Annotated in this window: 13 protein-coding genes and 1 pseudogene; 4 read left to right on the top strand and 10 right to left on the bottom strand. The window is 72.6% G+C overall.

Annotated features, from left to right (window positions below; all coding sequences use genetic code 11):
• Positions 1-378: 378 nt before the first annotated feature.
• Genes ung through Vqi01_RS06680 form a run of 6 tightly spaced genes read right to left on the bottom strand, consistent with a single transcriptional unit; the run spans position 379 to position 5,750 of the window.
• A complete protein-coding gene (ung, locus tag Vqi01_RS06655) occupies positions 379-1,077 on the bottom strand; it encodes a uracil-DNA glycosylase (RefSeq protein ID WP_204033680.1) in 699 nt (232 codons plus the stop codon).
• A 53-nt stretch (positions 1,078-1,130) separates the two neighbouring features.
• On the bottom strand, positions 1,131-1,610 hold the full coding sequence (gene tsaE / locus Vqi01_RS06660) for a tRNA (adenosine(37)-N6)-threonylcarbamoyltransferase complex ATPase subunit type 1 TsaE (RefSeq protein WP_204033683.1): 480 nt from the start codon (positions 1,608-1,610) through the stop codon (positions 1,131-1,133).
• Positions 1,607-2,713, bottom strand: a complete 1,107-nt coding sequence (locus Vqi01_RS06665; protein ID WP_204033684.1) for an alpha/beta fold hydrolase — start codon at positions 2,711-2,713, stop codon at positions 1,607-1,609. The genes tsaE and Vqi01_RS06665 overlap by 4 nt, the downstream gene beginning before the upstream one ends.
• Positions 2,706-3,818, bottom strand: a complete 1,113-nt coding sequence (alr, locus tag Vqi01_RS06670) for an alanine racemase (protein WP_204033685.1) — start codon at positions 3,816-3,818, stop codon at positions 2,706-2,708. Before alr ends, Vqi01_RS06665 begins: the two co-directional genes overlap by 8 nt.
• 35 nt (positions 3,819-3,853) lie before the next feature.
• Complete coding sequence (locus Vqi01_RS06675) at positions 3,854-5,344, bottom strand: NAD(P)H-hydrate dehydratase (RefSeq protein WP_204033686.1); 1,491 nt, start codon at positions 5,342-5,344, stop codon at positions 3,854-3,856.
• A gap of 37 nt (positions 5,345-5,381) precedes the next feature.
• The gene (locus Vqi01_RS06680) at positions 5,382-5,750 is read right to left on the bottom strand and encodes a holo-ACP synthase (protein WP_204033688.1); all 369 of its coding nucleotides are present in this window, start codon (positions 5,748-5,750) and stop codon (positions 5,382-5,384) included.
• Between the two features lie 169 nt (positions 5,751-5,919).
• On the opposite strand from Vqi01_RS06680, the gene Vqi01_RS06685 reads away from it, so the two are divergent.
• Positions 5,920-6,219, top strand: a complete 300-nt coding sequence (locus Vqi01_RS06685; RefSeq protein ID WP_204033689.1) for a type VII secretion target — start codon at positions 5,920-5,922, stop codon at positions 6,217-6,219.
• Positions 6,216-7,832 carry an alpha/beta hydrolase gene (locus tag Vqi01_RS06690; RefSeq protein WP_204033690.1) on the top strand — a complete coding sequence of 539 codons (1,617 nt, stop codon included), beginning with the start codon at positions 6,216-6,218 and terminating at the stop codon, positions 7,830-7,832. Before Vqi01_RS06685 ends, Vqi01_RS06690 begins: the two co-directional genes overlap by 4 nt.
• A gap of 8 nt (positions 7,833-7,840) precedes the next feature.
• On the opposite strand, the gene glmS is transcribed toward Vqi01_RS06690, so the two are convergent.
• Positions 7,841-9,754: a glutamine--fructose-6-phosphate transaminase (isomerizing) gene (glmS, locus tag Vqi01_RS06695; protein WP_204033691.1), complete on the bottom strand. Its 1,914-nt coding sequence runs from the start codon at positions 9,752-9,754 to the stop codon at positions 7,841-7,843.
• Positions 9,755-9,911: 157 nt separating this feature from the next.
• Here glmS and Vqi01_RS06700 point away from each other — a divergent pair, with 157 nt between their 5' ends.
• Positions 9,912-11,105, top strand: coding sequence for a pyridoxal phosphate-dependent aminotransferase (locus Vqi01_RS06700; RefSeq protein WP_204033692.1), 1,194 nt, complete (start codon positions 9,912-9,914; stop codon positions 11,103-11,105).
• A 69-nt stretch (positions 11,106-11,174) separates the two neighbouring features.
• Here Vqi01_RS06700 and glmM read toward each other — a convergent pair whose 3' ends face one another.
• The 3 genes from glmM to rplM form a co-directional block, all read right to left on the bottom strand.
• Positions 11,175-12,527 carry a phosphoglucosamine mutase gene (gene glmM, locus Vqi01_RS06705; RefSeq protein WP_204033693.1) on the bottom strand — a complete coding sequence of 451 codons (1,353 nt, stop codon included), beginning with the start codon at positions 12,525-12,527 and terminating at the stop codon, positions 11,175-11,177.
• Positions 12,528-12,644: 117 nt separating this feature from the next.
• Entirely contained in the window at positions 12,645-13,109 is a 465-nt protein-coding gene (gene rpsI / locus Vqi01_RS06710; RefSeq protein ID WP_204033695.1) for a 30S ribosomal protein S9, read from the bottom strand.
• Positions 13,110-13,129: 20 nt separating this feature from the next.
• Positions 13,130-13,573 (bottom strand): 50S ribosomal protein L13, encoded by a 444-nt coding sequence (gene rplM, locus Vqi01_RS06715; RefSeq protein WP_204033696.1) that lies wholly within the window; start codon positions 13,571-13,573, stop codon positions 13,130-13,132.
• 236 nt (positions 13,574-13,809) lie between these two features.
• Between rplM and Vqi01_RS06720 the strand changes: the two are divergent.
• Positions 13,810-13,971, top strand: a pseudogene (locus Vqi01_RS06720) (uroporphyrinogen-III synthase); the annotation flags it as partial.
• Between the last annotated feature and the right edge of the window lie 61 nt (positions 13,972-14,032).

Below are 14,032 nucleotides of genomic sequence, written 5' to 3' on the forward strand. Positions count from 1 at the left end.
CGGCAGCCAGCATCCTGACGCGGCCGCGTCGGCGACTCTTGCGATGAGTGGGGACTTCGTTCATGGTGGCGTGCTTCTCCTTGCGAGAGGCGGCGTGACGTGATCGACGGGGTGCGTGTGGTCGAGGGACGGTCACCGCGCGTCGATGCCGCGCCATGGTTGTGCGAATTGCCGGACTGCCGGTTGTGTGGGTGCTCCACTGCTACTTTGCGTCGCCACTGACCCCCAGACTGAAGACGTAAGCCGGCATCTATTTCCGATATCGTTATCCAATTGATCGATGTCAGTCAAGGGATGTCGTCCGACCGGCTCCACCGACCAACCAGGCGGATGCCACCACTGGTACGTGCGGGCAGCGTGGCGGGAGGAGCACAAGGCTCAGCCAGCCGACCGCTCCCAGTCGATGGTGGGCAGGCCGGCGTCGGCGAGCGCCTTGTTGGCCGCGCTGAACGGCCGGCTGCCGAGGAAGCCGCGTGGGTTCATCGGACTGGGGTGGCCCGCCTCCAGCACCACGTGCCGCGGGTTGCTGACCAGGGCCGCCTTCTTGCGCGCGTAGCCGCCCCAAAGCAGAAACACCACTCGCGTCGGGAGGGCGTCGAGCGCCCGGATGGTGGCGTCGGTGAACTCCTCCCAGCCCCGGTTGGCGTGCGAGCCGGGGCTGCCCTGCCGCACGGTCAGCACCGAGTTGAGCAGCAGCACGCCCTGCGCCGCCCAACCGTCGAGATTGCCGCTACGCGGCTTCGGCACGCCCAGATCCTCGCCCAACTCCTTGAAAACGTTGCGCAACGACGGCGGCACCGAGACCCCCTCGCGCACACTGAAGCTCAACCCGTGCGCCTGGCCGACACGGTGGTAGGGATCCTGGCCGAGGATCAGCACCCGACAATCCGACGGCGCGCAGAGCCGATAGGCGGAGAAGAGATCCTCCACCGGCGGGAAGACCGTGGCGGTCGCGTACTCCCGGGCGACGAACTCACCCAGCGCGGCCGTGCGGGCCGGATCCAGGTGCGGAGTGAGGGCGTCGCGCCAGCCCTCCGGCAGCAGGGCGAGCAGGTCCAGCGGGGCAACGTCGGGCATCGGCAACCTTTCGCAGTCGTCCCGCGCACTCTAGGCATCGGGTACGACAGCCCTCAGCCCAGGGCGGCCAGACGTCGCGCCCAGTCGCCGCCGACCGGCTCCAGCTCGGCGACCCGGGTGTCGTCGTCCCGCCGGTCGATCCGGATCCGCAGGTGCGCCTCGGCCAACTGCTCGACCAGTCCCTCGCCCCACTCGACCATGGTCACCGACTCGTCGACCGAGGCGTCCAGGTCCAGATCGTCGATCTCGGCCCGGGGATCGCTCGCGTCGCCGAGCCGGTACGCGTCAGCGTGCACCAGCGCCACCCCCCGCCCACCGGTCGGGTCCGGCCGGTGCACCCGGGCGATCACGAAGGTCGGCGAGGTGATGTCGCCGAGGACCCCCAGCCCGGCGCCGACGCCCTGGGTCAACGCGGTCTTGCCGGCGCCCAGCGGGCCGGTGAGCAGCACCAGGTCGCCGGCGCCCAGCAGGTCGGCCAGCCGCCGCCCGAAGGCGTGCGTGTCCGCGGCGGTCGGCAGCTCGACCCGGATCATCGCCGTGCCCCTTCACAGGTGTCGAGAAAGCGGATCAGCGCAGCGTTGACCTCGTCGGCGTGCTCCAGCATCACCACGTGCCCACTGTCGGGAATCTTGACGAACTCGGCGTGCGGCAACCGCCGGACGATCTCTTCCGAGTGAACCATTGGTGTGATCATGTCCTTGTCCCCGACGATCACCAGCACGGGCGTCCTCTCCAGCGCGGCCAGCGCCGGGAACCGCGAATGCGTGGCGAGGGTACGCAGATAACGGGTCACCGTGTCGGCGGAGGTACGCGAGTTCATCGCCTCCACGTAGGACACCAACGCCGGGCTCGGCCGGCTGGTGCCGAAGCCGTACCTGCGGGTCAGCAGCCAGGCCAGGTTGCTGGTCGATCGGCGGGCCCGGTCGATCACCGCACCGCCGTACCGGGTGACGTTGCCGGCCATGTGGAGCACCGGACCGCCGACCCGGCCGAGCAGAGCCGGTGCGACCAGCTTCGTCTCCGCCATCAGCCCGCCGGAGGTGGCCATCAGCACGGTGCCCACCACCCGGTCGCCGAACATCTCCGGGTACAGCTCGGCCAGCGCCATGATGGTCATGCCGCCCATCGAGTGACCGACCAGCACCAGGGACCCGTCCGGAGCGACCTCGTCGATCACCCGGCGCAGCGTGTGCCCGAGCGCCATCAGGTCGTACTCGCCGCTCTCCAGCCGCCCGGAGCGGCCGTGCCCGGGCTGGTCGTACGCGACGATCCGGTGCTCGCCCCGCTCAGTGAGCAGCTTTCGCTGGAAGTGGAAGGTGCCCATGTCCAGGCAGAAGCCGTGCACCAGCATCACCGTCGGGTTGCCCTCGACCGGGCGGGTCGGCTCGACCACCTCGACGTGGATGTCGGTGCCGTCGGGCATCTCCAACCGGTACGCCACGTCGTGCCACTGCTCACCGAAGACCTCGTCGGCGTACGGGTCGGTGGGGTCGGCCTTCAGCCGACGGACCAGGGCGCGTTCGGTGGCGACCCCGACAGCGGTCACCGCGGCGGCCACGCCGAGCGCGGCGCCGACCAGACCGGCCGCCTTCCCGGCGGCGGTCCGCGGCCGGGGAACGAGTTGCCGATCACTCACCGTCGTAGACCCGTGGGACCCGGGCGCTGCCGAACCGGGTGACGATCTCGTAGTTGATCGTGCCGACCGCCTCGGCCCAGTCGTCGGCGGTGGGTTCGCCGTCGGCGCCGTCGCCGAACAGGGTGGCCACGTCGCCGGCGGCCACCGGGTCGTCGCCGCAGTCGAGCATGAACTGATCCATGCAGACCCGGCCGGAGATGGTCCGGCGGGCTCCGCCGAGCTGCACCGGGCCGGCGTTCGAGGCGTGCCGCGGCACCCCGTCGGCGTAGCCGAGCGGCACCAGGGCCAGGTTCGCCTCGCGCTCGGTGGTGTACGTGTGGCCGTACGAGACACCGGAGCCGGCCGGGACCCGCTTGGTCAGCGTGACCCGGGCGCGGGCGGTCATCGCCGGACGCAGCCCGTAGGTCTCCCCCGCCACCGGGGAGAGGCCGTAGACGGCCAACCCTGGACGAACCAGGTCGAAGTGGGTGTCCGGCCGGGTCAGCGTGGCGGCCGAGTTCGCCAGGTGCCGGTAGCGCGGGCGCAGTCCGGCCCGCTCGACCATGGCCAGGCCCTCGTGGAAGACGGCCAACTGCCGGTCGATGGTCGGGTGACCGGGCAGGTCCGCGTACACGAAGTGGCTCCACACCCCGACCACCTCGACCAGCCCGTCGGCCTGCGCCTTGGCGGCGGCGTCGAGCAGGGCCGGCCAGTCGGCGGCCGTCGCCCCGCCCCTGGACAGCCCGGTGTCGATCTTCAGGTGCAGCCGGGCCGGGCGTCCCGCGTGCCGGGCCGACTCGACGGTCTCGTCGAGCTGCGGCAGGCTGGCCACCCCCAGGTCCACGTCGGCGGCGACGCCGGTGTGCAGCGGCAGTCCCGGCGCGAGCAGCCAGGCCAGCACCGGAGCGTCGATGCCGGCCGCGCGCAGTGCCAGCGCCTCGTCCAGGGTGCAGACGCCGAGCCAGTCCGCCCCGGCGTCCAGGGCGGCCCGGGCGGACGGGACCAGGCCGTGGCCGTAGCCGTCGGCCTTCACCACCGCCATCAGCTCGGCGGTGGTGCCGGATCGCAGTTGACTCACGTTCTCCCGGATTGCGTCAAGATCCACGCGCACCTCGGCCTGCCACATGCCTCCACCCTACTTTCCGCGCGGATCCCCCCAGGTCACCCCGGCCAGGTCCGCGCTGTGGTCAGTCGAGCGAGCACGGGACGCAGCGCGGCCGCGACGTCCGAGGCGGTGACCGGGCCACCGCGGGCCGCCTCGCGGCCGGCCAGGCCGTGCAGGTACGCCGCCGCGGCGGCGGCCCGCTCCGCCGGGAGGCCGGCGGCGAGCAACGAGCCGAGCAGTCCGGCCAGTACGTCGCCGGTGCCCCCGGTGGCCAGCGCCGGGGTGCCGGTGGGGTTGACGTACGCCCGGCCATCCGGCGTGCCGATCACCGTGCGGTCCCCCTTGAGCAGCACCACGGCGTTCATCCAGGCGGCCAGGCGTAGCGTGGCGGCGACCCGGTCGGCGCCGGGCTCCTCGCCGCAGAGCCGGGTGAACTCCCGGTCGTGCGGGGTGACCACGATGGGTGCGTCGCGCCGGCGCAGCTGCTCCGCGAGCGAGCCGTCCACCAGCAGAGTCAGCGCGTCGGCGTCGAGCACCACCGGCACCGGCGCGGCGAGCACGGCGCGCAGCTCCGCGGCGGCCCGCTCGTCGGTGCCCAGCCCCGAGCCGCAGACCCAGGCCTGCACCCGGCCGGCGTCGACCACCCGGCCGGACGCGATCACCGAGGGATGTTCGCGCAACACTTCGTCTCGGGCGCCCCCGGCGTAGCGGACCAGGCCGGTCGGCCCGGCCAGCGCGCCACCGACGGAGAGCACCGCCGCACCCGGGTACGCCGACGATCCGGTGGCCACCCCGACCACGCCCCGGGTGTACTTCTCCGAAGCCGGGCCGAGCTGCGGCCACCAGTCGCCCACGTCCGACCACTCCACGACCCGCAGCGCCGGGCTGCCCCGCAGCCACGGTCGCAGCCCGATGTCCACCAGTTCGACCTGCCCCGCCAGCGCGGCGGCGGGTCCGACCGCCAGCGCCGGCTTCAGCGCGCCGAAGGCCACCGTCACGTCCGCCCGTACGGCGTTGGGCCGTCCGGACGCGGTCAGCGGCACCGCCCCGGTGTCCACCGCCACGCCGCTGGGCACGTCCACCGCCACCACCGTCGCCCGTTCACCGTCACGGCCCCGGTGCCGCATCAGGCTCGCCGCCAACTGCTCGGCGGTCTCCCGCAGCCCGCCGTGGCCGCCGATGCCCACGATGCCGTCGAGCACCAGGTCGACCACGGCCGGCGGGCGGTCCACGATCCGGCCGCCGGCCGCCCGCAGCGCGGCCAGCCCTTCGGCGTGGGCACGGTCCGGGCGCAGCAGCAACGCCGACACGGCCGCCCCACGTCGGGCCAGGCGGGCACCGGCGTACAACGCGTCGCCGCCGTTGTCACCGGAGCCGACGAGCAGCAGCACCGGCGCGGCGTACACCCCGCCCCGGTCGGCCAGCAGCAGCGCGCAGCGTCGGGCCAGCCCGGCGGCGGCGCGCTGCATCAGCGTGCCGGGCGGGAGCGTGGCCATCAGGGCCTTCTCCGCCGTCCGCACGTCCGCCACCCGCCAGACCGGCCTCATGCCCCACCTCGTTTCCCGCGCCCGGCGCGTCCGACGCTCAGCTCTCCGCCACCACCATGGCCGAGGCGATCCCGCCGTCGTGCGACAGCGAGACATGCCACCGACTGATGCCGCGTTCGGTGGCCGCCGCGGCGACCGTGCCCGAGACGGCCAACCAGGGTCGCCCGTCGGAGTCCGGCACGATTTCGCAGTCGTGCCAGTGCAGTCCGGCCGGGGCGCCGAGAGCCTTGGCCACCGCTTCCTTCGCGGCGAAGCGGGCCGCCATCGACTCGGGGGATCGCCGACCGCCACCGGCGGTGTACCGCTCGGCCTCGGTGAACAGCCGCTCGACCAGCAGCGGCGTGCGGACCAGTGCCCGGGCGAACCGGTCGACCAGCACGACGTCGATACCGACAGCGACGATCACGCGGCCCACCCTACCGGTGCGAGGGCCGCAAGATAGCCGCCGGCCGCGCACCGGTCAACGCCTGTGGACAGTCCGGGGGTACGCCCACCGCCGGTTGTCCACAGGGCACGCCCGCGGTGCCCGGCGCGGCCTAGCGTCGTCGGCGCAGATGCCAGGGATGGGAGGGCGGATGACCGAGGAGGAGTTGACTGTGCGGCCGGAGCTGCTGCGCCGGGTCGGGCGGTCGCTCGGCGACACCGGCCACCGGCTGGCCCACGGGCTGGTGGCCGGTGTGCCGGGACTGGCGGCACCCGCACCGCAGTGGTCGGCAGCCGTGGCGCTGGCGGCCCTGGAGGCGGCGGTGCACGGTTGGGCCGGCCGACTCGGCGGCCGGATCACCGACACCGGTGCCGCGATACGCGCCGCCGCCGGGGCGTACGAGTCGGTGGACGCACGGGCCGCCACCCGCCTGTCGGGCCTGGGTCGATGACCGGTTCGGCGTCGGATCGGCCGTCGGCACGGGTCGGCTACGCGCAGCTCGCCACAGCCGATCCGGCTGCCTGGCGGGCCGCCGGCACGGCCTGGGCGGGCCTGGCCGGGTTGGCCGAACGGCGCGCCGGTGAGCTGGCAGGGGACGCATCGGCCCTGCGTTCGGGCTGGTCGGGCCGGGCCGGCACGTCAGCCCAGTCCCGGCTGTCGGGCCTGCGAGCCGAGCTGATCACGCTCGTGCCCGCCGTGATCGAGGTCGATCAGATCCTCGCCGAGTTCGCCGCGCGGCTGGCGGTCGCGCGGGCACGGCTGGCTGCGGCGGTGGCCCTCGCCGACACCGCCGGGGTGCTGATCGACCGGTGGGGGCGGGCATGCCCCGATCCGAGCCGGGTGCCGGCCGACCGGGCCGGTCCCACGGTGGTCCCGGTGGCTGCGGCCATCCACGACGCGCTCGCCCTGGCAGCGGCCGCCGACCGGGAGGCCGCCGATCGACTCGGTCAACTGGCGGCGGACGCCGGCTCCGGCTGGGTCGTCCGGCCGCCACCGGACCGGCCCGCCCCGGATGCGGATCCCGCCCTGGTCAACCGCTGGTGGGCCGGGCTCACACCGGCGCAGCGGCGCTGGCTCGTGCAGCACGAACCCGAGCTGCTCGCCGGTTTGGACGGAATCCCTGTCGACGCTCGTGACCAGGCCAACCGATCGCTGCTGGGGGCCCGACGGGAGGAGCTGCGCGCGGAGTGGGGCCGGTTGCTGGCCCGGGTGCCGCGCGGACCGGCCGAGTTGGCCGGGCTGCGCCGCGTCGACGCGGCCCTGGCCGGCCTGGACGCGCTCGCCGCCCGGCTGGACTCGCCCCAGCCACCCCGGGCCTACCTGCTCGGGCTGGAGGTCGGCGGCGAGGGGCGGACGGTGGTGGCGCTCGGCAATCCGGATCGCGCCACCGGCGTCCTGACGTACGTGCCAGGGATGACCGCCGGGCTCGACGACGCCACCGACGAACTGGGGCGGGCGGGCCGGGTGTTGTCCCGCTGTGCCGAGTTGGCGCCGGGCGAGGAGACCTCGGCGGTGCTCTGGCTGGACTACGACGCCCCGGATTTCCTCCACGAGGCGGCTCGGGACGGGCAGGCCCGCGCGGCGGGCGAGGCGCTGCACCGGTTCCAGGAGGGGCTGCGGGCCACCCACGACGGCCCGCCGGCCCGGCAGACCGTGCTCGGGCACAGCTACGGATCACTGGTGGTGGGCACGACCGCCCGCGACCACGGGCTCGCCGCGGACGCACTGGTTTTCCTCGGCTCGCCCGGGGTCGGCGTGGCGCACGCCGCCGAGCTGGGTGTGCCACCGGGGCAGGTGTGGGCCAGCACCGCGCCGGACGACGTGATCCGGCTGACCCGCCCGCCGGACGACCTGGTCCGGCAGGCGCTGCTCGGCACCTCCCCGGTCGCCGCGATCACCGGGCTGCTGACCGGGCCGGGCGACGAACGCTGGTTCGGACGCGACCCGGCCGAGCCGACCTTCGGCGGCCGGACCTTCCCCAGCGGTCGGTACGGCCACACCGGCTACTGGCATCCGGACAATCCGGCCCTGGACGGCATGGCACGGGTGGTGCTGGGCCAGTGACCCGACAACTACTCGACGGTGACGGACTTGGCGAGGTTACGCGGCTGGTCGACGTCGTGTCCCCGGGCTGCGGCGATCTCCGCCGCGAAGACCTGCAACGGCACGGTGGTCACCAGCGGCGCGAGCAACGTCGGCGTACGCGGCACGTAGATCAGATGGTCGGCGTACCGGACGACGGACTGGTCGCCCTCCTCGGCGATCACGATGGTGCGGGCGCCCCGGGCGCGTACCTCCTGGATGTTGGAGACGACCTTGTCGTGCAGCAGGCCGCGACCGATCGGCGAGGGGACCACGCAGATCACCGGGGTGCCCTGGTCGATCAGCGAGATCGGGCCGTGCTTCAGCTCGCCTGCGGCGAAGCCCTCGGCGTGCATGTACGCCAGTTCCTTGAGCTTCAGCGCGCCCTCCAGCGCCACCGGGTAGCCGACGTGGCGGCCGATGAACAGCACCGTCGGCTCGGAGCGCAGCTCGCGGGCCAGCTCGCGGACCGGCTCGATCCGTCCGAGCAGCTCCCGCAGCTTCTCCGGCACCTGGTGCAGCTGCTCCACCACGGCCGCCACCTCGTCGGCGTACTTGACGCCCCGCACCTGAGCGAGGTGCAGGCCGATCAGGTAGCAGGCGACCAGCTGGGTGAGGAACGCCTTGGTGGAGGCGACGGCGATCTCCGGCCCGCTGTGCGTGTAGAGGACCGCGTCGGACTCGCGGGGAATGGTGGAGCCGTTGGTGTTGCAGATGGCCAACACCCGTGCCTTCTGGTCCTTGGCGTGCCGCAGCGCCATCAGGGTGTCCATCGTCTCGCCGGACTGCGAGATCACCACGATCAGGGTGGACCGGTCCAGCACCGGGTCGCGGTAGCGGAACTCGCTGGCCAGCTCCACCTCGCAGGGGATGCGGGTCCAGTGTTCGATGGCGTACTTGGCCACCATCCCGGCGTGGTAGGAGGTGCCGCAGGCGACGATGAAGACTTTGTCGACGTCGCGCAGATCCTGGTCGCTGAGGCGAACCTCGTCGAGCATGATCTCGCCGGACTCGGTCAGCCGGCCGAGCAGCGTGTCGGCGACGGCCTCCGGCTGCTCCGCGATCTCCTTGAGCATGAACCAGTCGTAGCCGCCCTTCTCAGCGGCCGAGGAGTCCCAGTCGATGTGGAAATCCTTGCCGCTGGCGGGCTGGCCGGCGAAGTCGGTGATCTCGATGCTGTCGGCGGTGATCAGGACGATCTGGTCCTGGCCCAGCTCGACCGCGTCGCGGGTGTGCTCGATGAACGCGGCGACGTCGCTGGCGAGGTAGTTCTCCCCGTTTCCACGGCCGACCACCAGCGGCGAGTTGCGCCGCGCGCCGACCACCGCGCCGGGCACCGCGGCATCCACCGCGAGCAGCGTGAACGCCCCCTCCAGTCGCTGGCAGACCACTCGCATGGCGGCGGCGAGCAGCTGCGGCCCGTCGGGCTGACCGGCCGCGCGCAGCTCGGCCAGCGCCTTGGCGATCAGGTGCGCGGCGCACTCGGTGTCGGTGTCGCTGGCGAACTGGACACCCTCGTCCTCCAGCTCGGCACGGAGCTTGGCGAAGTTCTCGATGATGCCGTTGTGGATCACCGCGACCCGGCCGTCGGGCGACAGGTGCGGGTGGGCGTTCCGGTCGGTGGGGCCGCCGTGGGTGGCCCACCGGGTGTGGCCGATGCCGGTGGTGCCGTCGCCGATGCCGATCGGGCTGGCGCCACAGGCGGTCGGATCCTCGGCGGCCCGCTCGGAGAGCACCTTCTCCAGGTTGGCCAGCTTGCCGGCCTTCTTCTCGGTGAGCAGCTCACCGTCGCAGGCCACAGCAACGCCGGCCGAGTCGTAGCCGCGATACTCCAGCCGGCGCAGTCCGTCCAGCACGATGCCGAGTGCCGGTCGACCACCGGCGTACCCCACGATTCCACACATGGGTGGCAGCCTAACCAGTTTCGCTCAAGATATCTGCGCGAAAGGGGGGTAAATAATCACTCAATCTGAGCGATCGGGCATCGCGCGGTGATCTGGGTCACAAAGCACCCAGGTCGGCCCGGGCGCGACGAGACCTCACACCCGTACCCTGACGGGCGTGACGAGCACCGATGCCGACCCGCTGGTGAGCCGGATGCGCCCGTTCGGCACGACGATCTTCGCCGAGATGTCCGCCCTCGCCGTCCGCACCGGCGCGGTCAACCTCGGGCAGGGCTTCCCAGACACCGACGGCCCGCCGGAGATGCTGGCCGCCGCGGCCGAGGCGCTGCGCTCCGGCCGTAACCAGTACCCACCCGGCCCCGGGATCCCCGAGCTCCGCGCGGCCGTCGCAGCTCATCAGCAACGCTTCTGGGGCCTGGAGTACGACCCGGACGGCGAGGTGGTGGTCACAGCCGGCGCCACCGAGGCGGTCGCCGCAGCGATCCTCGCCCTCTGCGAGCCGGGTGACGAGGTGGTCTGCTTCGAACCGTACTACGACTCGTACGCCGCCTCGATCGCGCTGGCCGGTGCCGTGCGGCGGCCGGTCACGCTGCGCCCCGGCCCCGACGGACGGTACGCCTTCGACCCGGCGGCGCTGCGCGCCGCGTTCGGCCCGCGCACCCGGCTGGTGCTGGTGAATTCCCCGCACAACCCGACCGGCAAGGTGTTCACCCCGGCCGAACTGTCGCTGATCGCCGAACTGTGCCAGGAGCACGGCACGTACGCCGTCACCGACGAGGTGTACGAGCACCTGGTCTTCGCCGACGCCGCGTCCGGGCACGTGCCGCTGGCGGCGCTGCCCGGCATGCGACACCGCACCCTGCGGATCTCCTCGGCCGGCAAGACCTTCTCCTGCACGGGCTGGAAGGTGGGCTGGGCCAGCGGCCCGGCGGCCCTGGTGTCGGCGCTGCTCCGGGTGAAACAGTTCCTCACCTTCGTCAACGCCGCGCCCCTGCAGCCGGCGGTCGCGGTGGCGCTGGCGCTGCCCGACGCCTACTTCACCGATCTTGAAGCCGGCATGCGGGCCCGTCGGGACCAGCTCGTCGGCGGGCTGGCCGACGCCGGCTTCGACGTGCTCACGCCAGAGGGGACGTACTTCGTCACCGTCGACGTCACCGCCCTCGGCGGCTCCGACGGTGTCGAGTTCTGCCGCTCGCTGCCCGAGCGGTGCGGCGTGGTGGCCGTACCCACCCAGGTCTTCTACGACGACCCCGAGGCAGGCCGACGGCTGGTCCGGTTCGCCTTCTGCAAACGCCCGGAGGTGCTCGCCGAGGCGGTGTCCCGGTTACGCAATGCCGCACCGCGAAGGTAACTGCCCGCCGGTGTTAAAAAGGGGCCCTTCCTATACACGAGGCGTTAAGAAGGGGCCCTTCCTTACACCTCAGGCCGGGCTGGCGGTGCGGACGTGGGTGGCTATGCGCTCGGCGACCTCGCGGGCGGTCGCCTCGGTGGCGGCCTCGACCATCACCCGGACCAGGGGTTCGGTGCCGGAGGGACGTAGCAGCACCCGGCCGCTCTCGCCCAGCTCGGCCTCGGCCCGCTCGACCTCGGCGCGAACGGCGGGGGCGGAGGCGCCGATGGTGCGGTCGCCGACCGGCACGTTGATCAGCACCTGCGGCAGCTTGGTCACCACGGCGGCGAGATCCGCCAGGGTACGGCCGGTGGCCGCCATCCGCGCCATCAGGTGCAGCCCGGTCAGCACCCCGTCGCCGGTGGTGGCGTACGCCGGCATGACGATGTGTCCGCTCTGCTCGCCGCCCAGCGCCAGCCCGGAGGCGCGCAGCTCCTCCAGCACGTACCGGTCGCCGACCTTGGTCTCGACCAGCCGGATTCCCTCGGCGGACATGGCCTGGCGCAGGCCCAGGTTGCTCATCACCGTGGCTACCAGAGTGTCCCCGGCGAGCGTCCCGGCCTCCCGCATGGCCAACGCCAGGATCGCCATCACCTGGTCGCCGTCGACCTCGTCACCATCGGCGGTCACCGCGACGCAGCGGTCGGCGTCGCCGTCATGCGCGATGCCCAGGTGCGCGCCGTGCTCGACCACGGCCTGACGCAGGGCCGCGATGTGGTTGGACCCGCACCCGTCGTTGATGTTGAGCCCGTCCGGCTCGGCGTGGATCGCGACCACCTCGGCGCCGGCCTCCCGGTACGCCGCCGGTGCCACCTCGGCGGCGGCGCCGTTGGCGCAGTCGACCACGACCTTGATCCCGTCGAGGCGGTGCGGCACCGTCCCGACGAGGTGCTGCACGTAGTGGTCGGCGCCATCGAGCAGGTCGTGCACCCGACCCACCCCCGCGCCGACCGGACGTTCCCAGGCGGTGGTGGCGTTGGCCTCGATGGCCGCCTCGATCCGCAGCTCGATCTCGTCCGGCAGCTTGTGGCCACCGGCGGCGAAGAGCTTGATCCCGTTGTCGGGCATCGGATTGTGCGAGGCGGACAGCATCACGCCGAGATCCGCCTTGGCCTCGGCAGTGAGGAACGCCACCGCCGGGGTAGGCAGTACGCCGACCCGGACGACCGTCGCGCCGGCGCTGGTCAGCCCAGCCACCACGGCCGCCTCCAGCATCTCGCCGCTGGCCCGGGTGTCCCGGCCGACCACGGCCAGCGGAGCGCGGCTGCGATCCGACTCAGCGAGGGTGTGGGCGGCCGCGACGGCCACCGCGAGCGCCAACTCCGGGGTGAGATCGGCGTTCGCCCGCCCGCGTACGCCGTCCGTGCCGAACAACCGGCCCATACCCGCCAACCTCCGATGAACTGCCCGATGAGAGAGAACGAAACGGCCGGCCCGCCTCTGCCCTGGTGAGGGGAGGCGGACCGGCCGTTCGTCAGACGTACAAGATGCGGCTGGAGATCAGCGCTTGGAGTACTGGGGAGCCTTACGGGCCTTCTTGAGGCCGTACTTCTTGCTCTCCTTGACCCGAGCGTCGCGGGTCAGGAAGCCGGCCTTCTTCAGCGCCGGGCGGTCGTCCGGCTCGCTGACGATCAGTGCCCGGGCGATGGCGAGCCGCAGCGCGCCGGCCTGGCCGCTGGTGCCGCCACCGTGCAGGTTGGCGATGACGTCGAACGACTCGGCCTTCTCGGCGGTGACCAGCGGGTCCTTGATCATCTGCTGGTGCACCTTGCTCGGGAAGTAGGCATCCAGAGCCCGGCCGTTGCAGATGATCTGGCCGGAGCCCGGCACGATCCGGACCCGGACGATGGCTTCCTTGCGCCGACCCACGGTCTGGATCGGGCGGTCACCACGAGGCGCGCGGGCGACGGGCGCCGGCGCCTCGGCAGCCTCGGGGGCAACCTCGGTGGCGGTGATGTCGGTCATGCTGATTCCTTCGCCCGCGCTCACTGCGCGATCTGCTTGATCTCGAACGGCACCGGCTGCTGCGCGGCGTGCGGGTGCTCCGCACCGGCGTAGACCTTCAGCTTCTTGATCAGCTTACGGCCGAGCTTGTTGTGCGGGAGCATGCCCTTGACGGCCAGCTCCACGGCCCGGTCGGGGCGCTTGGACAGCAGCTCCTCGTAGCCGACCCGCTTCAGGCCGCCCGGGTATCCGGAGTGACGGTAGGCAATCTTCTGCTGGCGCTTGTTGCCGGTCAGCGCGACCTTGCCCGCGTTCACGATGACGACAAAGTCGCCCGTGTCGACGTGCGGCGCGAAAGTCGGCTTGTGCTTGCCCCGCAGCAGCGTGGCGGCGTGGGTGGCCAGGCGGCCCAGCACGACATCAGAGGCGTCGATGACGTGCCACTGACGCTCGATCTCACCCGGCTTCGGGCTGTACGTACGCACAGGTTTACCTTGTCTCGTCGTCGGTCTGGGGTCACGCGCCGAGATGACCAGGACTTCCCGGCCGGACCAGCGCGCACGAACGACCAAGCGTACCTCAGGCGGCACGCCCACAGATGTCGTACAACAGCAGGAAACGATACCGGCAGGCCCACCGGCCGGTCAAAACGGGGTCCCCACCGGCGGCCGGCGGCGGTGCGGCCCAGGCCAGAGAGCAGGCCGGCCCCGGCGCCGAGGACCCGCTGCGCGCACCGGTCAGTGCGCCGAGCCGGGCCCGGCTCGGCGCACTGGTTCGGGTGCTCGTCGACGAACTGCCTCGGCGGGCGGTCACCATCAAGGCGGCCGGCCACCTGCTCACCCTGCGCGGGCACGCCGCCGTGGTCGACGGAGAGCTGCCTCCGTGCCCCTCGGGTGGCGCAGACCGTGATCAGCACGCAAAGTGAAGCTTTCTTCACGCTGCGT

The sequence above is a fragment of the Micromonospora qiuiae genome (genome assembly GCF_016863555.1).
GTDB lineage: Bacteria > Actinomycetota > Actinomycetes > Mycobacteriales > Micromonosporaceae > Micromonospora > Micromonospora qiuiae.

What these genes read in the sequence shown, in the direction of transcription:
- ung (WP_204033680.1), bottom strand. Translation starts at nt 1,077, where the DNA reads ATGCCCGACGTTGCCCCGCTGGACCTGCTCGCCCTGCTGCCGGAGGGC.
- tsaE (WP_204033683.1), bottom strand. Translation starts at nt 1,610, where the DNA reads ATGATCCGGGTCGAGCTGCCGACCGCCGCGGACACGCACGCCTTCGGG.
- alr (WP_204033685.1), bottom strand. Translation starts at nt 3,818, where the DNA reads ATGTGGCAGGCCGAGGTGCGCGTGGATCTTGACGCAATCCGGGAGAAC.
- Vqi01_RS06675 (WP_204033686.1), bottom strand. Translation starts at nt 5,344, where the DNA reads ATGAGGCCGGTCTGGCGGGTGGCGGACGTGCGGACGGCGGAGAAGGCC.
- Vqi01_RS06685 (WP_204033689.1), top strand. Translation starts at nt 5,920, where the DNA reads ATGACCGAGGAGGAGTTGACTGTGCGGCCGGAGCTGCTGCGCCGGGTC.
- Vqi01_RS06690 (WP_204033690.1), top strand. Translation starts at nt 6,216, where the DNA reads ATGACCGGTTCGGCGTCGGATCGGCCGTCGGCACGGGTCGGCTACGCG.
- glmS (WP_204033691.1), bottom strand. Translation starts at nt 9,754, where the DNA reads ATGTGTGGAATCGTGGGGTACGCCGGTGGTCGACCGGCACTCGGCATC.
- glmM (WP_204033693.1), bottom strand. Translation starts at nt 12,527, where the DNA reads ATGGGCCGGTTGTTCGGCACGGACGGCGTACGCGGGCGGGCGAACGCC.
- rpsI (WP_204033695.1), bottom strand. Translation starts at nt 13,109, where the DNA reads ATGACCGACATCACCGCCACCGAGGTTGCCCCCGAGGCTGCCGAGGCG.